Source organism: Blautia sp. HCP3S3_D9, assembly GCF_052063845.1.
Lineage (GTDB): Bacteria > Bacillota > Clostridia > Lachnospirales > Lachnospiraceae > Blautia_A.
Map to the genome: position 1 here is coordinate 22,583 of NZ_JBQHWS010000010.1, position 25,212 is coordinate 47,794.

General features: G+C 42.9%; 17 protein-coding genes and 1 other annotated feature. Of the genes, 2 read left to right on the forward strand and 15 right to left on the reverse strand.

All coding sequences use genetic code 11. From position 1 onward, the window contains the following. Nucleotides 1–170: 170 nt before the first annotated feature. From fusA to rpsL, 3 genes are all read right to left on the reverse strand, one after another. Complete coding sequence (gene fusA / locus ACTNES_RS03920) at nt 171–2,291, reverse strand: elongation factor G (protein WP_320813929.1); 2,121 nt, start codon at nt 2,289–2,291, stop codon at nt 171–173. Between the two features lie 17 nt (nt 2,292–2,308). Further along, nucleotides 2,309–2,779, reverse strand: coding sequence for a 30S ribosomal protein S7 (gene rpsG, locus ACTNES_RS03925; RefSeq protein ID WP_020993199.1), 471 nt, complete (start codon nt 2,777–2,779; stop codon nt 2,309–2,311). A 224-nt stretch (nt 2,780–3,003) separates the two neighbouring features. After that, the gene (gene rpsL / locus ACTNES_RS03930; RefSeq protein ID WP_008705161.1) at nt 3,004–3,420 is read right to left on the reverse strand and encodes a 30S ribosomal protein S12; all 417 of its coding nucleotides are present in this window, start codon (nt 3,418–3,420) and stop codon (nt 3,004–3,006) included. Between the two features lie 781 nt (nt 3,421–4,201). On the opposite strand from rpsL, the gene ACTNES_RS03935 reads away from it, so the two are divergent. Together ACTNES_RS03935 and ACTNES_RS03940 are read left to right on the forward strand one after the other, a co-directional pair. Beyond that, nucleotides 4,202–5,215: an N-acetylmuramoyl-L-alanine amidase gene (locus ACTNES_RS03935; protein WP_291806361.1), complete on the forward strand. Its 1,014-nt coding sequence runs from the start codon at nt 4,202–4,204 to the stop codon at nt 5,213–5,215. 110 nt (nt 5,216–5,325) lie between these two features. Further along, nucleotides 5,326–6,426, forward strand: a complete 1,101-nt coding sequence (locus tag ACTNES_RS03940; protein WP_291806358.1) for a serine hydrolase — start codon at nt 5,326–5,328, stop codon at nt 6,424–6,426. 121 nt (nt 6,427–6,547) lie between these two features. Here the strand turns inward: ACTNES_RS03940 and ACTNES_RS03945 are convergent, their stop codons facing one another. The 12 genes from ACTNES_RS03945 to ACTNES_RS04000 all read right to left on the reverse strand — a co-directional run bounded on the left by ACTNES_RS03945 (nt 6,548) and on the right by ACTNES_RS04000 (nt 25,155). Further along, the gene (locus ACTNES_RS03945) at nt 6,548–6,706 is read right to left on the reverse strand and encodes a hypothetical protein (protein WP_441038554.1); all 159 of its coding nucleotides are present in this window, start codon (nt 6,704–6,706) and stop codon (nt 6,548–6,550) included. 168 nt (nt 6,707–6,874) lie between these two features. After that, a complete protein-coding gene (locus ACTNES_RS03950; protein ID WP_118572139.1) occupies nt 6,875–8,104 on the reverse strand; it encodes a hypothetical protein in 1,230 nt (409 codons plus the stop codon). A 13-nt stretch (nt 8,105–8,117) separates the two neighbouring features. Further along, nucleotides 8,118–8,936, reverse strand: a complete 819-nt coding sequence (locus ACTNES_RS03955) for a PP2C family protein-serine/threonine phosphatase (RefSeq protein ID WP_291806349.1) — start codon at nt 8,934–8,936, stop codon at nt 8,118–8,120. Further along, nucleotides 8,917–10,824, reverse strand: a complete 1,908-nt coding sequence (locus tag ACTNES_RS03960; RefSeq protein WP_441038555.1) for a serine/threonine-protein kinase — start codon at nt 10,822–10,824, stop codon at nt 8,917–8,919. The genes ACTNES_RS03955 and ACTNES_RS03960 overlap by 20 nt, the downstream gene beginning before the upstream one ends. A 364-nt stretch (nt 10,825–11,188) precedes the next feature. Next, nucleotides 11,189–14,935 (reverse strand): DNA-directed RNA polymerase subunit beta', encoded by a 3,747-nt coding sequence (gene rpoC, locus ACTNES_RS03965; RefSeq protein WP_291806344.1) that lies wholly within the window; start codon nt 14,933–14,935, stop codon nt 11,189–11,191. Nucleotides 14,936–14,952: 17 nt separating this feature from the next. Beyond that, on the reverse strand, nt 14,953–18,816 hold the full coding sequence (rpoB, locus tag ACTNES_RS03970) for a DNA-directed RNA polymerase subunit beta (RefSeq protein ID WP_441038557.1): 3,864 nt from the start codon (nt 18,814–18,816) through the stop codon (nt 14,953–14,955). Between the two features lie 260 nt (nt 18,817–19,076). Then, complete coding sequence (locus tag ACTNES_RS03975; RefSeq protein ID WP_441038559.1) at nt 19,077–21,176, reverse strand: right-handed parallel beta-helix repeat-containing protein; 2,100 nt, start codon at nt 21,174–21,176, stop codon at nt 19,077–19,079. A gap of 84 nt (nt 21,177–21,260) precedes the next feature. Continuing rightward, nucleotides 21,261–21,635: a 50S ribosomal protein L7/L12 gene (rplL, locus tag ACTNES_RS03980; RefSeq protein WP_019163102.1), complete on the reverse strand. Its 375-nt coding sequence runs from the start codon at nt 21,633–21,635 to the stop codon at nt 21,261–21,263. Nucleotides 21,636–21,703: 68 nt separating this feature from the next. Next, nucleotides 21,704–22,207, reverse strand: coding sequence for a 50S ribosomal protein L10 (gene rplJ, locus ACTNES_RS03985; RefSeq protein WP_216458526.1), 504 nt, complete (start codon nt 22,205–22,207; stop codon nt 21,704–21,706). A 41-nt stretch (nt 22,208–22,248) separates the two neighbouring features. After that, nucleotides 22,249–22,390, reverse strand: a sequence feature (ribosomal protein L10 leader region). A gap of 139 nt (nt 22,391–22,529) precedes the next feature. Then, on the reverse strand, nt 22,530–23,159 hold the full coding sequence (upp, locus tag ACTNES_RS03990; RefSeq protein WP_291805112.1) for a uracil phosphoribosyltransferase: 630 nt from the start codon (nt 23,157–23,159) through the stop codon (nt 22,530–22,532). Nucleotides 23,160–23,356: 197 nt separating this feature from the next. Beyond that, nucleotides 23,357–23,539 (reverse strand): DUF6472 family protein, encoded by a 183-nt coding sequence (locus tag ACTNES_RS03995; RefSeq protein ID WP_117674964.1) that lies wholly within the window; start codon nt 23,537–23,539, stop codon nt 23,357–23,359. A 23-nt stretch (nt 23,540–23,562) separates the two neighbouring features. After that, nucleotides 23,563–25,155: an AAA family ATPase gene (locus ACTNES_RS04000; RefSeq protein ID WP_291805118.1), complete on the reverse strand. Its 1,593-nt coding sequence runs from the start codon at nt 25,153–25,155 to the stop codon at nt 23,563–23,565. Nucleotides 25,156–25,212 lie beyond the last annotated feature (57 nt).

Consider the following 25,212-nt stretch of genomic DNA (forward strand, 5'->3'; position numbering starts at 1 on the left):
ATTGCATAACCAAAATATTTGCAAGTGTTTTATACAATTTGATAACTTGCATTACCAATTGTTGTATCATTACAGTCCACACATTACTGAGAACATAGTGAACAGTAACTTTATATCTCCTACACCCTGCCGGCTTTAAACACCGGCAGACTGCAGATGATCAATAATTATCAGTCTTTCTTAGAAAGGATTTTTTCCTGTACAGACTTCGGAACCTGCTCATATTTCTCAAAGAACATAGTGTAGTTACCACGTCCCTGTGTTCTGGAACGAAGATCTGTAGCATATCCGAACATTTCGGAAAGCGGTACATATCCGCGGATCATCTTACCACCGCCGATATCTTCCATACCTTCGATACGTCCACGACGGGAGTTGATATCACCGATTACATCACCCATGTAATCTTCAGGTGTTGTAACCTCTACCTTCATGATCGGCTCAAGAAGTACAGGAGCTGCTTTCTGCATAGCATCCTTGAATGCAAGAGAACCTGCAATGTGGAATGCCATTTCAGAAGAGTCGACTTCATGGTAAGAACCATCGTATACATTAGCGTATACACCGACTACCGGGAATCCGCCAAGGATACCAGCTTTCATAGCATCTTCGATACCTTCGCCGACTGCCGGGATGTATTCCTTCGGAATAGCACCACCAACGACTGTGGATTCGAACTTGTACAGTTCTTCACCGTTGGCATCCATAGGCTCGAATTTAACTTTACAGTGACCATACTGTCCACGACCACCAGACTGTTTAGCATATTTGCTGTCGATATCAACAGGTTTGGTGATTGTTTCTTTGTAAGCAACCTGAGGAGCACCTACGTTAGCCTCTACCTTGAATTCACGAAGGAGACGGTCAACGATGATATCCAGATGAAGCTCACCCATACCAGCGATAATGGTCTGTCCTGTTTCCTGATCTGTATGTGCACGGAATGTCGGATCCTCTTCTGCAAGTTTTGCAAGAGCTTCACCAAGTTTACCCTGTCCAGCTTTTGTCTTAGGCTCGATAGCGAGCTCGATAACTGGTTCTGGGAATTCCATGGACTCCAGAATTACCGGATGCTGCTCGTCGCAGATTGTATCACCAGTTGTTGTGAATTTGAATCCGATCGCTGCAGCGATATCACCGGAATATACTTTATCAAGTTCCATACGTTTGTTAGCATGCATCTGAAGGATACGTCCAACACGTTCTTTCTTGTCCTTAGTAGCGTTAAGTACATAAGAACCGGAATTCATTGTACCGGAGTATACACGGAAATATGCAAGTTTACCAACGAATGGGTCTGTCATGATCTTGAATGCCAGAGCGGAGAATGGTTCTTCATCAGAAGAATGTCTCACTACTTCGTTACCGTCCAGATCGACACCCTGGATTGGAGGAATGTCTGTTGGAGCTGGCATGTACTCAAGGATAGCATCAAGAAGTTTCTGAACACCTTTGTTTCTGTAAGCAGAACCGCAGCAAACCGGAACAGCTGTACACTCGCATGTCGCTTTTCTTAATGTTGCTTTCAGTCTCTCAACAGTTGGTTCTTCACCTTCAAGATATTCCATCATTAAGTCGTCATCAAGCTCACAGATTTTCTCAATGAGCTCTGTATGATAAAGCTCAGCATCTTCCTTCATGTCTTCCGGAATATCAACGATGGAGATATCATCACCTTTTTCATCGTTGTAGATGTAAGCTTTCATTTCGAATAAGTCAATGATTCCTTTGAAATCATCTTCTTTTCCGATTGGCAGCTGTAAGCAGATTGCGTTTTTACCAAGACGAGTCTTGATCTGCTCTACTGCACCGTAGAAGTTTGCACCAAGGATATCCATCTTGTTGATGAATGCCATACGTGGTACATTGTAAGTGTCGGCCTGACGCCATACGTTTTCAGACTGCGGTTCAACACCACCCTTAGCACAGAAAACGCCGACAGCACCGTCAAGTACACGAAGAGAACGCTCAACTTCTACTGTGAAGTCAACGTGACCTGGGGTATCAATGATGTTGATACGATGTTCCAGAGCACCTGGCTTCGGTTTGCAGTTCTCTTCCAGAGTCCAGTGACATGTTGTAGCCGCTGAAGTGATTGTGATACCTCTCTCCTGCTCCTGTTCCATCCAGTCCATGGTAGCAGTACCTTCATGAGTATCACCAATCTTATAGTTGACACCTGTATAATACAGGATACGTTCTGTAAGAGTTGTTTTACCCGCATCGATATGAGCCATAATACCAATATTTCTGGTACGCTCTAATGGATATTCTCTTCCTTCTTTAGCCAATGGATTTTCCTCCTATATTAGAAGCGATAGTGAGCAAATGCTTTATTTGCCTCAGCCATCTTGTGCATGTCTTCTTTTCTCTTAACGGATGCACCTGTGTTGTTCATTGCATCTAAAAGCTCATTTGCAAGTCTTTCTTCCATTGTTTTCTCGCCTCTTTTACGAGAGAACATTGTTAACCAGCGAAGAGCCAGTGCCTGACGTCTGTCTGCTCTTACCTCGATCGGAACCTGATAAGTAGCACCACCGATACGTCTAGCTTTTACTTCGAGAAGTGGCATGATGTTGTTCATAGCCTCTTCGAAAACTTCAAGTGCTGGTTTTCCAGCTTTTTCTTCGATTCTGGCGAATGCACCGTAAACAATTTTCTGTGCTACACCTTTCTTACCGTCTAACATGATGTTATTGATAAGTTTGGTAACCACTTTATTGTTGTACATTGGATCTGCCAGAACGTCTCTTTTCTGAGTATGTCCTTTACGTGGCACGTTACTTCCCTCCTTAATCATTGTGATTAAATCATCGGTACTCACGCAGATAACTATTGCATGTTCGCACTGGTAAGGTCCTATATTTAACCCGCAACCGGCAGGGTATATGGAATACCGTACAAATTCATAGTTCTAGTCTTCCGTGAATTTTCGATTGATTAATTCCTGCTGTCCTAAACAATAGGATCAGCTCTTAAAATTCTTATGAAACCTTTTTAGAATTATTTCTTTTTCGGTCTCTTAGCGCCGTATTTAGAACGGGCCTGTTTTCTGTTAGCAACACCTGCAGTATCAAGAGTACCTCTGATGATGTGGTATCTTGTACCAGGTAAGTCCTTAACCCTTCCACCACGGATAAGAACAACGCTATGCTCCTGAAGGTTGTGACCTTCTCCTGGGATGTAGCTTGTTACTTCGATTCCGTTGGAAAGACGAACTCTGGCGATTTTTCTAAGAGCTGAGTTAGGCTTCTTAGGAGTTGCAGTCTTAACTGCTGTACAAACGCCACGTTTCTGTGGTGCAGACTGTTCAACTGCTTTCTTTCTTAAAGAGTTGAATGTTTTCTGGAGAGCCGGAGCTGTAGATTTCTTTACAGATGTCTGGCGTCCTTTTCTTACTAACTGGTTGAATGTTGGCATTCCATTTCACCTCCCGATTTATTTCTCCATAGATTTTTCTATGGGGCCTTGCGGTTGCTATTCGTGTAATTACGCGCAAAAAATTAAACGCTCCTTTTGCACGCTTGCTTATTATATCCCGCAAAACTCGCACTGTCAAGGGATTTCTCGTGAATTTTACAGTATTTTTTCATATTTTTATCATAACCAAAAAATTCTTTCCTCATACACCACATCACCACATTAAACTTATCTGACAATATGCTCCCCTCCAACCACTTTACTGCCACTTCCCCACTGCGAATCCCAGCACCGGATAATATTTATTTTGTGTGCATTTGCAGGATGCTTAGAGATACTTAATCTGCAGAAATCTGCGTTATGAGCAGACCGTCTCACGTGTTTGAGCGAAGTTTGCAACGTAGCGAGTTTGAGAGGGCTGCTCATGCTTTTAGCAGATTTCTGCAGATTTATAGCAGTCCTAGTAAATAATGCATTTAAGACAGTTCAGCAGAGTGCGAAAGACAAGGAAGATATCTGCAGGCGTGCTAACGCACGGCAAAGATATCTGACGCAGGATTTCACACTCTGATGGGCTGGATTAAGATGCATTATTTACTAGAACTGCTATAATATCTCTTAGCGTCCGAAACCGCACACAAAATAAATATTATCCGGCGCGTCCCCTTCACTAACAATTGCATTTCCCCCTCCCTTTTATTATAATAACAACCAAAGCAGGCAAATCAACTTGCAGACACACTATAACATTCTATAAACTCAGGAAAGGACACTATAATATATGAAGAAACCCAGCATGATCAGCATCCTTCTGTTTCTGACAGGACTCCTGTGCATCATAGCCCTGATCTTCTTTAACAGGACCACACTGCACCAGATCCTCTCTACCGAAAAAGAAGTCGACACAATCTCCGAACAGATCACTGCAAAACACGACGAAGTCAAACAGGCAGTAGACAAGTACACTACCGCCATAGACACAGTCCAGTCAAATATCAATCGCATGAAACAAAAACAACAGACAGCCACACAGAAGAAAACAAAAGAAAAAGCTGAAATCCCGGAAGAATCTTCATCAAAGCCTTCTGTATTCAGCCAGAGCAGCACCACCGCCTCTTCTGATTCCAGTGCCAGCGTTTTCTCCTCCGATGCAGAAACAGGTGGACATATAATAGGAATCGATCCAGGGCATCAGAGTGAGTCCGTAGATATGAGTGCCCCGGAGCCCAACGGTCCCGGTTCTTCTGAAATGAAAGCAAAATGTACCAGCGGCACTCAGGGAACCTACAGCGGTGTTCCCGAATACCAGCTCAATCTGGAAGTCTCTCTTCAACTAAAAAATGAACTGGAACAGAGAGGCTATCAGGTAGTCATGACACGTACAGACAATGAAACAGCCATCAGCAACATGGAACGCGCACAATATGCTGCTGCACAGGGTGCAGAAATCTATGTCCGCATCCATGCAAACGGCGATGATTCCCATACTGCATCAGGAGCACTGACCATGTCGCCCTCTCAGAATAACCCTTATGTCCCACAACTGTTTGAACAGTCTGATCGATTATCCCGGTGCATCATCGATTCCTACTGTGCTGCAACAGGTTTTCAGAATCTTGGAATCCAGTACACTGACACAATGACAGGAATTAACTGGAGCACTGTTCCTGTTACGATCCTTGAAATGGGATTTATGACAAGCCAGAATGACGATCTGAAAATGAATGATGCAGAATTCCAGAAAACAATGGTACAGGGAATCGCAAATGGCATTGACAGCTACTTTGCATCATGATGATGTAAGTGTCAAAAAACATTTTGCCCCTGACTTGATATCTGCGGATTGCTATGCAGCTTCGCAATTCCCGCAATCCTGATTACAATAATTACGAAAGGAAAACCACAATGAATAAAAAGCCAAATGAAAAAAACATTTTTCTCTATATAGTGATTGGTATACTGACCGTTGCAGTGATCGCACTGGCGGCTGTTTCATTTTTATCACTGAACCATCTCGTCACACTACAACAAAAAGTGCAGACACTCTCCAAAACCGTAGAGGAGATTTCCACTGATGCAAATACCCTTATCAGTCAGGCAGATCAGTTAGATGAATTAAGAGAACAGGAAAGTTCTGTCAAGGCAGCCACCGGAGAAACATCTCCTGCACAGTCAGAATCCGCTGAACCCTCTTCAGAATCCGAACAGCAGAACGGAACACTTTCCCCTTCCTCCAACAACACATTTACCGACAACACTGATTCCAGCATGGACAATCTCCTGAAACAGGTACAGTCCCTGCTGCCGGCTGATAACGGAACCTGGTCTGTCTATGTCTGCAACCTGCCAAAAGATTCTGAAGGCATGATCAACGATACTCCCATGCAGGCAGCAAGCCTGATCAAACTGTATATTATGGGAGCTGTATACGAAAACTACGATACCCTCTCCCAGTCTCACAACGGAGACGAAATTGACAGTAATATTTCAGCCATGATCACTGTCAGTGATAATGATGCAGCCAACACTCTGGTTAACTGGCTCGGCGACGGCAACGACTCCGCAGGCATGGCAAAAGTAAATGGCTTCTGCCAGGAACATGGTTTCACCAGCACCCAGATGAACCGCCTGCTTCTCGCAAGTAAAGAAAACGGTGACAACTATACATCCGTCAAAGACTGCGGAACCTTTTTAAAGCAGATATACCAGACTGTCAACGGAACCCTTCCCGCTTCCACCCTTCCAAATGCAGATGCAATGTATTATCACTTAAAAATGCAGCAGCGCAAAAATAAGATTCCTGCACAGCTTCCGGAAGGCGTCGGTACTGCCAATAAGACTGGGGAACTTGACACTGTAGAAAATGATGCAGCGATCATCTATGATACAGCCAAAGGAATTGACCTTGTAGTATGCTTTATGTCACAGGATCTTACAGATACCGGTGCAGCCCAGAGCACCATTGCTGCAGATGCACGCGCTATCTACGGATATTATAATGAATAAACACTATCTCCTGAATCTACAGTCTATCCAGATAATTGTCATAAATCAGACAGATATTCGCAACCTCCGCAGGGGACTTACTTGATTCTTCCTGTTAAATTTGCAGAAGGAGGCACATCCCTTAACGGGTTGTGCCTCCTTCTGCAAATTTAACAGGAAGAATCGTCAATGTCTCAATCTCTTCTCCCTTTATTTTTTTTAGTAAAAGCTTCACGCTCTTTTGCGCCATATCCGGCACCGGCTGTACGATTGTTGATACCAGATATTTTCCGCTGTTCATCCACTTTATTCTGCTCTGCCATACGATAATAATATTCTTCCTTCTCAGGCATTCCCTGTGTATTACACAGCAACAGTTTTCTGCCTATGCAGAATAGAACACTCTACGTCCGGCAATCCCGAACTGATTTATCCTGCTTAAAGCAAAAGACTTCTCCTGTTTATACCATTATGCCTCTTCAGCTTCCCCCTCTTCATAGGACTTCTCCCATATCTCCGAAAATACTGCCAGCGGACAGTCTGTGAGAAGGCACATGAGAAGGAAACATTCGTATGGATTTACTATGTATATCTCTCCCATTCCACATCGAAGCAGAATATCCTGAATCTCATCCAGAAAATGCTTGTATCTGTTAAAAGGATCATCATCCTCCATTTCCTGGGATACGATAAAGAATTCCAGTGTGATCAGGTCAAAGCGCTCCACCGGGAGTTTGTGGCTTAAAATATTTGTAATCCTCTGCCTGCTGAAACGCTTCTGGCTGAAATGCTTTGCCAGAATGGAGGCAGACATTTTCTTCAGATTGCCCATTTTGTTGATGGGGATTCCACTGCAGATTACTTTTTCCACATCAGAAGGTGTAATTCTTTCTGCTGTCCACACCTTATCCCCACCTTTTTCCTCTTCATCATGCTGATAGAGTCCGGCAATAATCTGCTTCGCATGATATAAAAGCTTCGTAAATTCCTGAAAAGCCTGACTCTTCTCAGATATGGGATCTACTCTTTTTGATTTCAGGCGGGCGAGATAATCAATTAATTTCTCCTCTGTATCAAGGCACAGATTACTTCCATATAAAACCTGAGTGTTTTCCACTTCCACAGGAGCGAGTATCTCATATTTTTTCTTCAATTCCTCTGCTTTATGATAACCCTGCTGCGTACTGTAACAATACCAGTAGATCACCTCGTCCGGATTGTGGAAATCAAAATCCTGTTCTTTCAGTACTCTTGTCAGGAAATCCGACACATCCTCTGTGGTCATTTTCAACCCAAACCCCAGAAGAAAAACGGTTTCTCTTTTTACAGAGGCCTGATTCAGCCAGTTATTTACCAGTGCCGACAGTTTTGTAGAGGTAGGATTCATGGACTTTGGCGTATAAGTTTCCTTAAAGGAATCCACGATAATCTCCTTATACACTTCCTGCGGAACCTCCGAAAAGGGTTCTTCCAGCTCTGCCCTTTCATAAATATATCTCTTCAGATGGTCGCCAAAGGACACCAGTTCCATCTCTTTATATAAATAGTGGAAAATAACATCCGCATCTTCGTCTTCAAAACTGTCCAGGCTTACCACCTGCCGAAATCTCTGTGCCGCCCTTCTGGTAAATTCATACTCCTGTACTTTATCAAACGCAACATTCTGTTCAAAATCCAGATCCTGCATACGGTTCTTCATGCTGCCCCACCTCTCATTTTTTATCTTTCAGATTTTTCATCCATTCTTTCATTCTGCGGACTGTATCCAGCTTCTGTACTTCACAGAGCACGATCGTCACATTATCTCTCCCACCTTTTTGGAGAACATTTTTAAGAAGATGATTTACAATCTCCGGGATTTTCATATCCTGTGACAGAATCGCCTCTATCTCACTGTCCGAAAGCATATCTGTTACTCCATCTGAACACAGAAGATATCTGTATCCCTCCTTATGCTCGATTTCTGTCACAGAAGGTTCCAGTCTCTGCAGCTCTTCAGGAAGTCCAAGATACTGGGTTAACGGGGCTTTCCCAACTGCCGTACCACCAAAAACATGGTCTGTGGAAATCTGCTGAAGCTTACCGCCATCCATAAAATAAATCCTGCTGTCCCCAAGATTGCAGGCAAACATAGACTCTGGTGTAAAGAGGAGCATCGCCATTGTGCTTCCCATGCTCCAAATATGATGCTCTGTTCCATATCTGCATACTGCCTGATTCATCTTCTCACATACATCGTCTATAAAATCTTCCGGCATATCCCTCAGCATTCTTTTATTTGTATTATAAAATTTTCCAAATTCTTCTGATGCAAGAAAGGCTGCAATCTCGCCGCAGCTTTCTCCTCCCATACCGTCAAATACCGCCATTGCCGGTACTCTGTTACCCGAAATAATCTTTGAGCAGATACCCTTTGTTCCTTCATTGTTCACCGGAAGGGATTCCCCAAAACACCAGAAATTATCTTCATTATTTGCCCGGATATTTCCCGTATGGCAGGTATATGCACACTCAATCTGATACATTACCATTATCTGTCTTTGTTCCTTCTCCCTTCAATGCTTTCAATGAATTGTTCCAGTATTTCTCGCCACGTTTCACAAATTCCTCATTATCTTTTTCGTTATCGTGACATTTTCCATTGGAATCAATCCATCTTATCAGTTCGCCGTCGTTATAATAATAATATTCTGAATTTTCATCATACCAGATATATGCAAAGAATAACTTCTCTCCCCAGTAGAAATATTCTTCATAAACTCCATCTCCGGATTCTGCCGGATAGACCAGAGCTTTCATGCATTCACTCTCAATATCCAGATTTCCATCTGCCTGCTGAGTGGTCTTTACCCTTCTCAGATATCGCAGAACAGTTCCTTCTGTTCCAACCCAGTCGTAACTGTTCAGATTATCTGTGATAGTTGTTGCCTGCTCCTTGATCATATCCAGAGCTTTGGAGAAATCTTTGGATCCGGATTTTGTGGAGCTGTATTTCTCATCATCCAGAATTGCGATCGGATTATCCTCCTGTCCTTCCTGAGCATGATCTGTACTTACTCTGTAATAGACAGCGGCCATCATAAGTATCGCTGTACCTGCCACAATTGCAAGCAATGCCCTGCGCAGCAGCTGTTTCTTCCTGCGTCTTCGCTTTCTGGCTTCCACAGCACGCGCAGATCTTATCGCAACTGTTTCTGATGGCATTTCCTGTGGCTGTATTTTCTGTTCTGCTACAACTGACATTGTTTCTTTATCTGTAAAGCTGCTCTCAGAAACATTGTTTACAGCACGTTTTCTTTTTGCAGCATTCTGAAAATCTGATGTTTTTTTATTTCCCCGGGTATTCTGTACCGACGTATTCTGCACTGTACTTTTTCGTACATTTTCAGCATCTGATGTAACATTCTGTGCTGCTCTGCCGTTCTGTGCAATTGCACTATATGATTCTGCTTTATCCGTTCCTGCTTTCTGAACACCGTTTTGTAACTGCCGGATTCTGCCAGATCTCCCATTTTTCAGATCATCCAATGCACTATAAAGTTCCTCCGGTGTCTGATATCTCTGTGCGGGATCATAGGCACAGGCCTTCATGATAATACGTGCAAACTGTGTTCCTGCATCCACAGGTGCACTCATCTGCTCTCCTGCAACACGCTTATTTAATGCATTTTCCTTATCCCTGTAAGTGATAAACTGTTTTTCCAGACTCATAAATGGCAGTCTGTTATGATTCATCAGCCTGTACAGCACAATTCCCAGAGAATAAATATCTACTCTGCTGTCATATTTCTCACCTTTATACATTTCAGGCGCCATATAAGAGTAGGTACCTTTCTTGGAAAATCCGCTCATGGTTCTCTCAAGTTCACGTGCAATTCCGAAATCTCCAAGCTTAAAATCGCCAAATCTGGATACAAAAATATTCTCCGGCTTGATATCTCTGTGAATGATTTTAAGTTTCCGGCAATATTCCAATGCCTTACTCAAATCCATTCCCAGCTTTATTACCTCTTTCTCAGTAAACTGCTTTTCCGCACAGTAATCCATAAAACTTGTCAGATATTCCATCCTTATGGAAATCTCCCATCCAATGGCATCCAGATATTCCATAACCTTAAAATCTTCTACAGAGACAATGTAGGAGTTTCCTCGAAAGTACTCCATGGTACTGATCTCCTGAATACATTCCTCAACCAGATTCTGAAAATACTGTCTTGTGGACTGCTCATCCCCTGTTTCAGAACGCACGCTGTTCAACTCGCTCTGGCTTCCGGGTATATTGATGATCTTGATAGCAGAATAGAAAGATTTTCCACGTTCTGTTCTCTGTGCCTTATACACCTTTCCAAAAGAGCCTTCGCCGATTTTCTCTATAATTTTCCATTCCGGCCATGCTGAAACCGGAAGTTCTTTATCCATATTGCACCTCCCCTTCTGTTCTGTTTTATTCATTATCTCTCTATAATTAAACGAATCTGACAGATTCCTGACTTCTGCCAGTTTCTTTTTTCTTCAGATTATTACAATACATTATGAAAAACAGGCAACAGCAACTACAGCGACCAACAACAATGTAAAAATATCGCAATTTATCACCTGCTCATAATGTATTGGTATTATAACACAAAAAACAATTTCTTTGTACTTTTCTCTTTTTTCGCCTATGGAATCTTCTGGACGCGGACCAAACAAAAAAGAGAACTATCCTGCCGGCAAAATTGCCGACATAGATAGTTCTCTTATAATTTACTTCAAATCAATCCGGATAAAAACATCCGCTGAATTATTCATTGTCTTCTGTATCGTCTGCATCCTCAGCCATATCATCAGCTTCGTCCTCATCGGATTCTTCAACATCGAATTCTTCGTCTTCCGGAAGTTCTTCATCCATTGTGATCATCTCATCATCTTTGATTTCTTCATCTTCCGTAAGTTCTTCGGCTATATCTTCAACCTTTACTTCCGGTTCAGGCATTGTGCTGTCGAGTCTTACATCTCTGTAGCGTTTCATACCGGTACCTGCAGGAATCAGTTTACCGATGATTACGTTCTCTTTCAGACCGATCAGCGGGTCAACTTTACCCTTGATAGCGGCTTCAGTCAGAACTTTAGTTGTTTCCTGGAAGGAAGCGGCTGACAGGAAGGAGTTTGTAGCAAGAGATGCCTTGGTAATACCAAGCATAACCTGTTTTCCATTTGCAGGCTGTTTGCCTTCTTTTTCCATCTGCTCGTTAGCGTCCTCGTATTCAAGGAAGTCAACCAGTGTTCCAGGAAGGAATTCTGTATCTCCGTTATCTTCGATACGGATTTTCTTCAGCATCTGACGAACGATAACTTCGATATGCTTATCGCTGATCTCAACACCCTGGAGACGATATACACGCTGTACTTCACGGATCATATAATCCTGAACTGCACGTACACCCTTAATTCTCAGGATATCATGCGGATTTACGCTACCTTCTGTAAGTTCATCACCTGCTTCAAGGATCTGTCCGTCTGTGATCTTGATACGGGATCCGTATGGAATAAGGTAAGTTTTGGATTCACCTGTTTCCTGATCTGTAACGATAACTTCACGTTTCTTCTTAGTGTCATTGATAACAGCAACACCAGGAATCTCTGTGATGATGGCAAGACCTTTCGGCTTTCTTGCCTCAAAAAGCTCCTCGACACGAGGAAGACCCTGTGTGATATCTCCACCGGCAACACCACCACTGTGGAAAGTACGCATGGTAAGCTGTGTACCTGGCTCACCGATAGACTGAGCAGCGATGATACCGACAGATTCACCAACCTGTACCGGCTCGCCGGTTGCAAGGTTCGCACCGTAACATTTCGCACAGATACCAACTTTACATTTACATGTAAGGATTGTACGGATCTTAACTTTCTCGATAGATCCGCCTGTCTGGTTGTCCACGCCTTCTTTCATGATGCGGGCAGCACGTTTCGGTGTGATCATATGGTTGGCTTTTACGATAACTTCGCCATCTTTATTCTTAATTGTCTCACAGGAGAAACGACCTGTGATACGCTCCTGAAGTCCTTCGATCTCTTCTTTACCATCTACAAAAGATTCTACATACATACCTGAGATCTCATCTCTGTTTTCACAGCAGTCTGTCTCACGTACGATCAGATCCTGAGAAACGTCAACCATACGTCTTGTCAGGTAACCTGAATCGGCTGTACGAAGAGCTGTATCGGACATACCTTTTCGAGCTCCATGTGCAGACATGAAGTATTCCAGTACGTCAAGACCTTCACGGAAGTTTGACTTGATAGGCAACTCGATCGTATGACCGGTTGTATCGGCCATCAGTCCTCGCATACCCGCAAGCTGTTTGATCTGTTTATCGGAACCACGGGCACCGGAGTCAGCCATCATGAAGATGTTGTTGTATTTATCAAGTCCGGACAGCAGAGCATGTGTCAGCTCATCGTCAGTCTTCTTCCATGTATCAACAACTTCTTTGTAACGCTCTTCTTCAGTGATAAGACCACGTTTGTAGTTCTTTGTGATAAGGTCTACAGTATCCTGAGCCTGTTTGATCATCTCCGGTTTCTGTGGCGGAACGGTCATATCGGCAATAGCAACAGTCATGGCTGCACGTGTGGAATACTTGTAACCTGTAGCTTTGATCGCATCAAGAACCTCAGCAGTCTTTGTAGCACCGTGAGTATTGATAACCTTTTCAAGAATCTGTTTCAGCTGTTTCTTAGCTACCAGGAAGTCTACTTCAAGGAGAAGTTCATTTCCAGGAATGCTTCTGTCTACGAAACCAAGATCCTGAGGAAGGATTTCGTTGAACAGGAAACGTCCAAGTGTAGATTCTACGGTACCGGTCAGAACGGATCCATCCGGCATTGTCTTGCTGCAGCGAACGTGAATTCTAGACTGCAGTGTGATTACTTTATTCTCATAAGCAAGAATTGCTTCGTTTACACTCTTGAAGTACTTACCTTCACCCTTGTTTCCAGGTCTCTCCTGAGTCAGGTAGTAGATACCAAGTACCATATCCTGTGAAGGAACGGCTACAGGACCACCATCGGAAGGTTTCAGCAGGTTGTTCGGTGATAACAGAAGGAAACGGCACTCTGCCTGAGCTTCCTGTGAAAGCGGAAGATGTACGGCCATCTGGTCACCATCGAAGTCAGCGTTGAATGCGGTACAAACCAGCGGATGCAGTTTGATTGCTTTACCTTCTACAAGGATCGGTTCGAATGCCTGGATACCAAGACGGTGCAGTGTAGGTGCACGGTTCAGCATAACCGGGTGTTCTTTGATAACGTCTTCGAGAACATCCCATACAGCCGGCTCCAGCTTCTCAACCATTTTCTTAGCGTTCTTAATGTTGTGTGAAGTTCCGTTGGCAACAAGTTCTTTCATAACGAAAGGTTTGAACAGCTCGATCGCCATCTCTTTCGGAAGACCACACTGGTAAATCTTAAGTTCCGGTCCTACAACGATAACGGAACGTCCGGAATAGTCAACTCGTTTACCCAGAAGGTTCTGACGGAAACGTCCGGATTTACCTTTCAGCATATCGGAAAGAGATTTCAGAGCTCTGTTTCCAGGACCTGTTACAGGACGTCCACGGCGGCCGTTGTCGATCAGGGCATCTACTGCTTCCTGAAGCATACGTTTCTCGTTGCGGACGATAATATCCGGTGCACCTAATTCCAGAAGTCTCTTCAGACGGTTGTTACGGTTGATGATTCTTCTGTAAAGATCATTTAAGTCAGATGTAGCAAAACGTCCGCCATCCAGCTGAACCATAGGACGAAGATCCGGCGGGATTACAGGGATAACTGTCATGATCATCCACTCAGGACGGTTTCCTGACTCACGGAAGGATTCTACAACTTCCAGACGTTTGATGATTCTGGCACGTTTCTGACCTGTAGCATCTTTTAATTCTTTTTTCAGTTCTACAGAATCTTTCTCAAGGTCAATTGCTTCCAGAAGCTCTTTGATAGATTCTGCACCCATACCTACACGGAAATCATATCCATAAGCCTCACGGGCATCCTGATATTCTCTCTCTGTAAGTACCTGTTTGTACTGGAGTCCGGAATTAGCCGGATCCAGTACGATATAGTTAGCAAAGTAAAGGACTTTCTCCAGAGTTCTCGGAGAAATGTCAAGGATCAGACCCATACGGGACGGAATTCCTTTGAAATACCAGATGTGGGATACCGGAGCAGCCAGCTCGATATGTCCCATACGCTCTCTACGTACAGAGGATTTGGTAACTTCTACACCACATCTGTCGCAGACAACGCCTTTATAGCGAATCTTTTTGTACTTTCCACAGTGGCACTCCCAGTCCTTGCTCGGTCCAAAGATTCTTTCACAGAAAAGTCCGTCTTTCTCCGGTTTCAAGGTACGGTAGTTGATGGTCTCAGGTTTTAAAACCTCGCCTCTTGACCACTCTCTGATTTTCTCAGGGGACGCCAGTCCGATTTTGATGGCATCGAAAGTCATTGGCTGATATGTTTCATTGGCGTTAGTTGTTTCTGCCATGTATTCTTTCCCCTTTCTTACTCTTCGTCATCGTCTTCAAGAGCCTCATCCAGCTCAATGAAGTCGTCATCCTCATCTTCGTCCTCGTCAATGTCAACGAGTTCTTCTCCGTCAAACTCCTGCTTTGTATAGCCGTGTTTGCCGTAGTCTTCTTCTCTGTCGTGATGTCTTCTGGAATCTCCCTCAATGACAGAACGAAGGTCTGTATCACCGTAGTCTACAGATTCAAGAAGATGTACTTCTGTATTGTCATCCTTGAGTACCTTCACGTCCAGACCAAGAGACTGAAGCTCTTTTAAGAGAACCTTGAAGGATTCCGGAATACCCGGCTCAGGAATATTGTCACCCTTGATGATTGCTTCGTATGTCTTAACACGACCAACAACATCATCGGATTTAACTGTCAGGATTTCCTGCAGTGTGTAGGATGCACCGTATGCTTCCAGTGCCCAAACCTCCATCTCACCGAAACGCTGTCCACCGAACTGTGCTTTACCACCCAATGGCTGCTGTGTTACCAGAGAGTAAGGACCTGTAGAACGTGCATGGATCTTATCATCAACCAGGTGATGCAGTTTCAGATAATGCATGTGACCGATTGTTACAGGACTGTCGAAATACTCGCCTGTACGTCCGTCACGGAGACGCACTTTACCATCTCTGGAAATCGGAACACCTTTCCACAGTGCTCTGTGGGCTTTGTTCTCATCCAGATACTGCATTACATCCGGTGCTAAAATGTCTTTGTATTTCTCACGGAACTCCTCAAAGTCTTCTGTGTTTACATAGTCGTTTGCAAGTTCCAGTGTATCCTGGATATCATGCTCGTTTGCACCCTGGAAAATAGGAGTTGCAACGTTAAATCCAAGTGCTTTCGCAGCAAGGCTTAAGTGAATCTCCAGGACCTGTCCGATATTCATTCGGGAAGGCACACCCAGAGGGTTCAGCACGATATCAAGAGGACGTCCGTTTGGAAGGAATGGCATGTCTTCAACAGGGAGTACACGGGAAACAACACCTTTGTTACCGTGACGTCCGGCCATCTTATCACCAACGGAAATCTTTCTCTTCTGTGCGATGTAGATACGTACGGACTGGTTTACACCAGGAGACATCTCATCGCCGTTCTCTCTTGTAAATACCTTGGCATCTACGACAATACCGTATTCACCGTGCGGTACTTTCAGAGAAGTATCACGAACTTCACGTGCTTTCTCACCGAAGATTGCACGAAGAAGTCTCTCTTCTGCAGTAAGCTCTGTCTCTCCCTTAGGAGTAACTTTACCAACAAGGATATCACCGGCACGTACTTCTGCACCGATACGGATGATACCACGCTCATCCAGATCCTTCAGTGCGTCGTCGCCAACACCAGGAACGTCACGTGTGATCTCTTCCGGTCCAAGTTTGGTATCACGGGCTTCTGCCTCATATTCTTCAATATGAACAGATGTGTAAACATCGTCCATAACAAGTCTCTCGCTAAGAAGTACAGCATCCTCGTAGTTGTAACCTTCCCATGTCATGAATCCGATCAGCGGGTTCTTACCAAGGGCAAGTTCACCGTTTGCTGTAGAAGGACCATCTGCGATAACCTGTCCTGCCTCTACGTGCTCACCCTGGAATACGATCGGTTTCTGGTTGTAGCAGTTGCTCTGGTTACTTCTTAAATATTTAGTCAGATGGTAATCATCTTTTGTACCATCGTCGTTCTTGATGCTGATATCTGTAGATGTGGAACGAAGTACAGTACCGGATTTCTTTGCAACTACGCAAACACCGGAGTCGACAGCTGTCTTAACTTCCATACCTGTACCAACTACAGGAGCTTCCGTTGTCAGAAGCGGCACGGCCTGACGCTGCATGTTGGATCCCATCAGCGCACGGTTAGCATCGTCGTTCTGCAGGAACGGAATCAGGGCTGTAGCAACGGAGAATACCATACGAGGAGATACGTCCATGTAATCAAACATATGACGCTCATACTCCTGAGTCTCTTCACGGAAACGACCGGATACATTCTTATGAATGAAGTGTCCTTCTTCGTCCAGAGGCTCATTCGCCTGTGCTACATGGTAATTATCCTCTTCATCTGCGGTCATATATACAACCTCATCTGTTACACGAGGATTCTTAGGATCTGTTTTGTCGATCTTACGGTAAGGTGCCTCGATAAATCCGTACTGATTGATTCTCGCATAGGATGCAAGAGAGTTGATCAGACCGATGTTAGGACCTTCAGGGGTCTCAACAGGGCACATTCTTCCGTAATGTGAATAGTGGACATCTCGAACCTCGAATCCGGCTCTGTCTCGTGACAGACCGCCAGGTCCCAGGGCGGAAAGACGTCTCTTGTGAGTCAGCTCACCAAGAGGGTTGTTCTGATCCATGAACTGTGACAGCTGGGAAGAACCGAAGAACTCTTTCACTGCTGCAGTTACAGGTTTGATATTGATTAAGGACTGCGGAGAAATATTGTCCGTATCCTGTGTTGTCATTCTCTCACGAACCACACGTTCCAGTCTGGAAAGACCGATTCTGTACTGGTTCTGAAGCAGCTCGCCTACCGCACGGATACGACGATTGCCCAGGTGGTCGATATCATCGGCATTACCAAGGCCATATTCCAGATGCATATTGTAGTTAATAGAAGCAAAGATGTCTTCTTTTGTGATATGCTTCGGGATCAGATCGTGGATATCTCTGTGGATCGCTGCGATTCTGTCTTCTAATGTGTCATTTTCTTCCAGAATGTTTTCGAGAACAGGGTAGTATACTAATTCTGTAACACCGATGCTCTTCGGATCTTCGATTTCCGGGAGATAGTGGCGGATATCAACCATTAAGTTAGAAAGAACCTTGATTCTGCGGTCTTCCTCGCCAAGGATCCATACATATGGAACAGCGCTGTTCTGGATGGTATTTGCCATTTCTTTTGTCACAACAGTTCCTTCTTCTGCCAGGATTTCGCCTGTAGAAGCATCAACAACATCCTCAGCCAGTCTGTGACCAACGATTCTTCTGTTGAGGTGGAGCTTCTTGTTAAATTTATAACGTCCAACTTTCGCAAGGTCATATCTTCTCGGATCAAAGAACATTGCATTGATAAGGCTCTCCGCACTCTCAACTGCAAGCGGCTCACCCGGACGGATTTTCTTGTATAATTCAAGAAGACCTTCCTGATAGTTGGTGGATGTATCCTTTGTAAAACTTGCAAGGATCTTTGGCTCTTCACCGAAGAGATCAATGATCTCTGCATTGCTTCCTACACCAAGTGCTCGGATCAGAACAGTGATCGGAACCTTTCTTGTTCTGTCAACACGTACATAGAAAACATCATTAGAGTCTGTCTCATATTCCAGCCATGCACCTCTGTTCGGGATAACAGTACTGGAGAACAGTCTCTTACCAAGTTTATCATGCGCTATTGCGTAATAGATTCCAGGGGAACGTACTAACTGGCTGACAATTACTCGTTCTGCACCATTGATGACAAAGGTACCTGTAACAGTCATGATCGGTAAATCTCCCATGAAAATCTCGTGTTCGTTGATTTCCTCTGTTTCTTTGTTAATCAGTCTCACTCGAACCTTCAAAGGTGCGGCGTAAGTTGCGTCACGTTCTTTACACTGTTCGATAGTATATTTCGCATCCTTCTCGTCAAATGTAAAGTCGATGAATTCCAGGCTGAGCTTTCCGCTGTAGTCCGCGATCGGAGAAATATCATCAAAGACTTCCTTCAGTCCTTCATCAAGAAACCATTTATAAGAATCTCTCTGGACTTCGATCAGGTTTGGCATTTCCAGGACTTCTTCTTGTCTCTGGTAGCTCATACGCATGCTTTTTCCAGTTTTTACAGAACGAATTCTGTTTTTTTCCATTGACGTTTCACCCCTGTTTTTTCTTTAAATTTATTATAACTTGACCCTTTTTGCCAAAAGACATAAAGGCACATCTTGCCATAATATAGCATTCTTCACTATAGCACAGCAAGTTGCGCCTGTCAATCATTTTTTTAATATTTTTTGAATTTTTTTAATTATTTCGTTGCTGTACACGAAATGAACAGCAACATTAATTCTGCAGTAATGCTATTTTTTTCAATAACTCTTTTTTCTGTAATCCATATTTCCGGATCTGACTATTTTTCTGGCATTTTACTGTTCTTTATGCGAATACGGTTTGAGTTCCCATTTCCATCAAAGCTGTTGCTTTTATAACTGCTGATACGGGAATTGCTGAATTCTGCTGCGTATATTTTATTACTCCGAAAAGAATTTCCGTCTACAGTAATCTCTTTTGAATTTGCAACACGCAGACCTGATTTCTTATTGGCGCCACAGATATTTCCCTGTATCCTGGATTTGTTACTCTTTACATTAAGTTCAATTCCATTCATACCATTTCCGGATGAAAAATTATCTGTTACATCTGCTGATTCACATTTCTGCAAAAGTATTCCTCTTTCTTTATTTTTAAATGTGTAATTGCCATTAATGATACTTTTTCCTGTATGTTTTACAAATATACCATTCTTCGCATTTGCACTGATCTTATTTCTTTCAATCCGGCTTTCTGAAGCAAAACGGCCCACATAAATTCCATCCTTTTCAAATCCGGAAACTGCATTCCCATAAATCAGGCAGGATTTCCCGGAAGCATCTGTCCCGACCGCATAGATTCCATATCCGTTTCCACCGGAAATATTATTATAGGATAATCTGATATTACTGCCCTTGACCACACTGATTCCCATATTATTGTATGTATGATTTTCTGAAAGCTTTATGGTATTTCCTCTGCATGTACAGTTCTCGGCCAGCGAAATCTTAATTCCATCACAATTTCCGCTGATCGTATTATTTCTGGCAATAACACCACGTACAATATATCTTCCTGCCGGCACTCCATTTGTAGCAGGACTGGCTGTATTCTCCGGATCATCATCCTCCGTTGGAATAATTTCTCCCGCAGATCCCTGCGATACCTCACCGGAAATCCAGATACCATATCCGTCCCACTGTTTATCGTCTATGACTGTCGGCTCCTTCACTGTGATCTGGTTGTCAGCGATCAGAATATTCTCTGCATACTGATTCCCTTCCGAAGATACCTCCTGCCCACTGGCTGTATGTGCATTTCTGGTATAAACGGAACGCACATAAACACCTCCGCCAACATCATTCATAGTGTTTCCTGTTACTACTGTATCCTGGTAGTTCAGGCACCATACTGCTCTCTTTTTCAGATTGGAGAACTGATTATCACAGATTGTGATGTTCTTATACGGTCTGTCGAACATCATACTGTGACTTCCGATTCCGGCAAATACATCTTCAAATGTGTTGTTCTTTATCACAATATTCTCACAGACACTTCCGTCATATGGCAGATAGCCTGGAAAAATTCTCGGCATGCATGCATCGATCTGAATGCATTCCTGACCACCACCTTCAAAATCCTTCCAGTAGCCCCGGAATGTACATCCAGTAACCTCTGCATTCTTTACCCCTGCAAACTCCAGAAAATGCGATTTGAGATTGTTAAGAAATGTGACATTCTTTATCGTAACATTTGTAGCGTGTCCGATTCGAAAACCAACAAAACCGCCAGGACCTTCTTTGTCCTCTACACATTCATAGTTCGCATCCCACGTTCCGCCTTCAATGGTTATGTTATGATAGCCGTCATAACCGCCCGCTGACGTCTGGGAATTTCCCAGACGGAGCAGAATTTCTTTCCGTGGAGAAATTTTGGTTATGATCGCCCCTTCTGCATACAGATAAATATTACTGTACATATGCAGAGTTCCCGTAAGTGTATAACTTCCGGCCGGTATAACAACCTTGCATGGTTTTTCATCGGATGCTTTCTCGCTGGCTTCTGTCAACAATGCATTCAATTTCTCTGTGAGATCCTCTCCATCTTGTACATTCAGCACAAGTTCCTGCATATTTTTCTCAGACTGATCCGGATTTTCATCAGAAAAAGTTTCCACTTCTCCGTCTCCGAAGCCTTCGTCATCACCAAATTCTTCTGCTGATTCATTTTCCGCAGGATTCTCTGCTGACTGCACATCTGGGGCTGAGTCATCTCCGAAAGCCGCGACACCCTCTGATGAATCATCAAACAATTGTTCCTCTGATTGAGCAGCCTGTACGTCTGTGCCTGCATATGGGATCAGACAAAGCTGTACCGCCATAATGATACTGAATATTCCTGCTGCTTTTCTGTTCATCATCTGTAGTCCTCCAGCTCTGTAAAAAAAGCAGGAACACCAACGGCATTCCTGCTTGTAAGTCTTCTATATATAATAGAAAGATAATTATTTAAGGTTAACCTTAGCGCCTTCAGCTTCAAGTTTTGTCTTGATGTCTTCAGCTTCTGCTTTGGATGCGCCTTCTTTAACAACCTTAGGAGCTCCGTCAACCATTTCTTTAGCTTCTTTAAGACCTAAGCCAGTTACTTCACGAACAACTTTGATAACTTTAACTTTGTTTGGTCCAACTTCTGCAAGTTCTACGTCGAACTCATCTTTTTCTTCAGCTGCTTCTCCAGCTGCTCCAGCTGCTGCTACTACAACACCTGCTGCTGCGGATACACCAAATTCTTCTTCACAAGCTTTTACTAAGTCGTTTAATTCTAATACAGATAATTCTTTGATTGCTGCAATAAATTCTTCTGTTGTTAATTTTGCCATTTTAATTTCCCTCCATATAATATTATTTTAGATTCGTTCTTTTTTGTGCCCTTAGGCGTTAATAAAAATTATTCAGCTGCTGCTTCAGAGCCGTTTTTCTCAGCGATCTGATTAAGCACACGAGCGAAGTTTGTAATCGGAGACTGGATGCTTCCAAGCAGTTTGCCAAGAAGTTCTTCTCTGGACGGGATTCCAGCCAGTGCCTGAATACCTGCCTGATCGTTGTAGTTTCCTTCAACGACACCTGCGATTAACTCTAAAGCCGGGTTCTTCTTTGCGAATTTATCAAGGATTCTTGCAGGAGCAGTTGCGTCTGTAGCAGAGATTGCCAGAGCGTTTGTTCCATGTAAGTGCTGGATAAGTTCTTCGCACTGAGTACCTTCGAATGCACGATGCATCATTGTGTTCTTGTATACTTTGTATACAACACCAGCTTCTCTTAATTCCTTACGTAAAGCAGTATCCTGTTCAACTGTAAGACCACTGTAGTTAACAAGTACTACAGATTCTGCCTCTTTCACGTTGTTGATGATTTCTTCTACGATCGGTTGTTTAAGTTCTACTTTTGCCATGAAATGGTACACCTCCTTATAGATTTTGTATACCGCTGCAAATGAGTAAAGAAAAAGCCTCACTGCATGACAGTAAGGCTTGCGTAATCTTTCATAAACATTAAAGAATACTTAGTCCTCGGTAGGCGTTTGCAACTTATGCCTTACGGCACCTACTGTCTTCGGCAGCGTTCTGGCATAGAATAGCATACAAAAATATACTTGTCAAGCATTTTTCTGTGTTTTTTCAATTTTTTTAATATCTTTTAAAAACACATCTATGCTTTTTCGTTCCACTGCTTTTCCAGATACTATATTCCTATATGTTTTCATAATTTTTAAATTACTTTGTACCAAAAATTCTGTCACCGGCATCTCCAAGTCCCGGGCAGATATAAGCATGATCATTTAATTCTCGATCAAGGTGTCCACAGTAGATCTGGACATCCGGATGTGCTTCGTGGAGGCGTTTCAGTCCTTCCGGTGCTGCAATGATGCACATGAATTTGATATTCTTTCCACCTTGTTTCTTAACGAAGTCAATGGCTGCTTCTGCGGAACCGCCGGTTGCAAGCATCGGGTCTACAATGACTGCGATACGTTCATCAATAGATTCCGGAAGTTTGCAATAGTATTCATGCGGTTCATGTGTTTCAGGATCACGGTAAAGTCCTACGTGACCTACTTTGGCAGACGGCACAAGGGTAAGGATGCTGTTTACCATTCCAAGTCCAGCGCGGAGAACCGGAACAATTGCCAGTTTCTTGCCGGAGATCATTGGTGTCATGCAGGTTTCAATCGGAGTTTCTACTTCTACGTCTTCTACAGGAAGGTCTCTGAGGGCTTCGTATCCCATAAGGATTCCGATTTCCTCTACCAGTTTACGGAATTCATTTGTTCCTGTATTCTTGTTTCTCAGCATAGAAATTTTGTGCTGGATCAGCGGGTGGTCCATGATATAAACGTTTTCCATTATCTTGTTTCCTCTCTTCTCTTTATTGTATATTCATGTTACTGTCCACATGCTATTATTCCACTGAGGGATTGGGGCATGAGTATGTTCTGAATTGCTTATACTCTTCGGTACATCTGGCAAATTGTACCGGTTTTGCTGTTCCCCTATTATAATGCATGAAAGCATTTTACAAAAGGGGAAATTTTTATGTTTTTCTACATCTGTTTACGTACGATACGGTATTCATCACCCATTTTGAAATATGGACACTGATGAAAATTTCCGGTAATAAACTTCACCATCTCATCCTCATCAAGATTTACCTCGCAGGTATAGCACTCGTAATCATCGTCATAACTGTAATTTACACAATATTCGCAGTTTACTGCATCGGACATAATCTGTTCCTCCTGTTCAAGTTCTAATATACCAACTGTTCAATCACACATGTATGTTCTTTCTCTTTTTTGTCATAATTAATCCCTGCCAGAAGCAGATTTCCATGATAATCTTTCAGTGCTTCTACATATTCTTTATTTTTTATCTGTGCAATCGCGCCTTCTGCACTCTTGTCCCACTTTAATTCGATCACTACTGCCGGCTTATCTGCATACAATTTTCTTGGAATAAAACAGATATCAGCATAACCTTTTCCTGTGGGTAGTTCGCGTACTATCGTATAATATTCTCTTGCAAAATAAAATGCCAGATGTACCGTGCAGCTCAGAGAATTTTCATCATTATACTGCAAAATAGAAATTTCTTTATGTGCTTTGTCAATCCCCCTGGCTACCGCATCTCCATCCAGATTCCACAATGCTTCCAGCAATTTTCGTGACTCCTGTATAGACTCTATCACTTCATGCCAGTCCATAGTTGTAATGGCATTTACATATTCCTGCGCTACTTCCCGGTCTGGAACAGATACCGTTTCAAGCTCACTGTCATAAGTCAGATATCCCAAATGCACAAGCAAAGTAAGAATATCATCCCTGTTTGCAAAGGTGGTCATATCATTACCGAAGGTGCCTATATTGATCCGGACGCTTCCACCTCCCAGCATTTCAATTACTGCATCTTTTAATCCATCCATATTTATCTGAATATAAATTTTGAGTGCTTCATATGTTTCTGTCTGATTCCAATAAGTTCCAAATTTATGACGAAGCATAGATTCTACAACGGATTTCGGATTATATATGGAATACTTTCGATCACCACTCTGGCTATGTGTAATAAGATGATAGCCATTATACCACGCTCTTGCTTCTTCAAAATTCATGGAATATTTTTCGCATAAACCTTTTACTTCCTGCTCTGTAAATCCGAAATATTCTGCCATATTTCCAGGATCCGTCATAGAATATTCCGTAAACATATTCAGCGCAGAATGAGAACCGTATTTCTTTATCGGAAGAATACCCGTCATATATGCCAGCGCTACATAAGCCTTATCCTTAAGCCAGGCTCTTAGAAAATCAAGATATTTTCTCTGCGATTCCTTATCTTCTTTATATTCTCTGAAAAGACAATCCCATTCATCAATCAGGATTACAAATGAATGTTTCGTACAGGTATAAATATCTTTCATTACCTGCACCAGATTTTCTTCATCCCGAAAACAAACCTGTTCATAGCATTCTTTCAGATCAAAAATAAGATATTTCTTCAACATCTGAAGCATTTCATCTATATTCTGTGATTCACTTAAGAATTCCTGCATATTTATCTTTAGTACATCATACTGATTCAAATGTTTATAAAATGATTCAGCTCTGCTGATCGCCAGACCAGCGAATAATTTTTCCGAATCTTCACCACGTTCATAATATGCCGCCAGCATATCTGCTGCCATGGATTTTCCAAATCTTCTCGGCCGGCTGATACAAATAAATTTCTGTTTGGTACGCAGAAGTGCATTTGTTTTATCGATCAGGCCGGTTTTATCTATATAGATTTCTGAATTAAGGCTTTCCTGAAACTCTATTGTTCCAGGATTTAAATAGCTTCCCATTTAAAATCTCCTTTCCGAAAAGATGGTTTTGTTCTCTCTTTTCTGATATACTAAAGC

Coding starts and splice junctions, on each gene's coding strand:
- rpsL (WP_008705161.1), bottom strand. CDS start 3,420: ATGCCAACATTCAACCAGTTAGTAAGAAAAGGACGCCAGACATCTGTA.
- ACTNES_RS03935 (WP_291806361.1), top strand. CDS start 4,202: ATGAAGAAACCCAGCATGATCAGCATCCTTCTGTTTCTGACAGGACTC.
- ACTNES_RS03940 (WP_291806358.1), top strand. CDS start 5,326: ATGAATAAAAAGCCAAATGAAAAAAACATTTTTCTCTATATAGTGATT.
- ACTNES_RS03945 (WP_441038554.1), bottom strand. CDS start 6,706: ATGAACAGCGGAAAATATCTGGTATCAACAATCGTACAGCCGGTGCCG.
- ACTNES_RS03950 (WP_118572139.1), bottom strand. CDS start 8,104: ATGAAGAACCGTATGCAGGATCTGGATTTTGAACAGAATGTTGCGTTT.
- ACTNES_RS03955 (WP_291806349.1), bottom strand. CDS start 8,936: ATGGTAATGTATCAGATTGAGTGTGCATATACCTGCCATACGGGAAAT.
- ACTNES_RS03960 (WP_441038555.1), bottom strand. CDS start 10,824: ATGGATAAAGAACTTCCGGTTTCAGCATGGCCGGAATGGAAAATTATA.
- rpoC (WP_291806344.1), bottom strand. CDS start 14,935: ATGGCAGAAACAACTAACGCCAATGAAACATATCAGCCAATGACTTTC.
- rpoB (WP_441038557.1), bottom strand. CDS start 18,816: ATGGAAAAAAACAGAATTCGTTCTGTAAAAACTGGAAAAAGCATGCGT.
- ACTNES_RS03975 (WP_441038559.1), bottom strand. CDS start 21,176: ATGATGAACAGAAAAGCAGCAGGAATATTCAGTATCATTATGGCGGTA.
- rplL (WP_019163102.1), bottom strand. CDS start 21,635: ATGGCAAAATTAACAACAGAAGAATTTATTGCAGCAATCAAAGAATTA.
- rplJ (WP_216458526.1), bottom strand. CDS start 22,207: ATGGCAAAAGTAGAACTTAAACAACCGATCGTAGAAGAAATCATCAAC.
- upp (WP_291805112.1), bottom strand. CDS start 23,159: ATGGAAAACGTTTATATCATGGACCACCCGCTGATCCAGCACAAAATT.
- ACTNES_RS03995 (WP_117674964.1), bottom strand. CDS start 23,539: ATGTCCGATGCAGTAAACTGCGAATATTGTGTAAATTACAGTTATGAC.
- ACTNES_RS04000 (WP_291805118.1), bottom strand. CDS start 25,155: ATGGGAAGCTATTTAAATCCTGGAACAATAGAGTTTCAGGAAAGCCTT.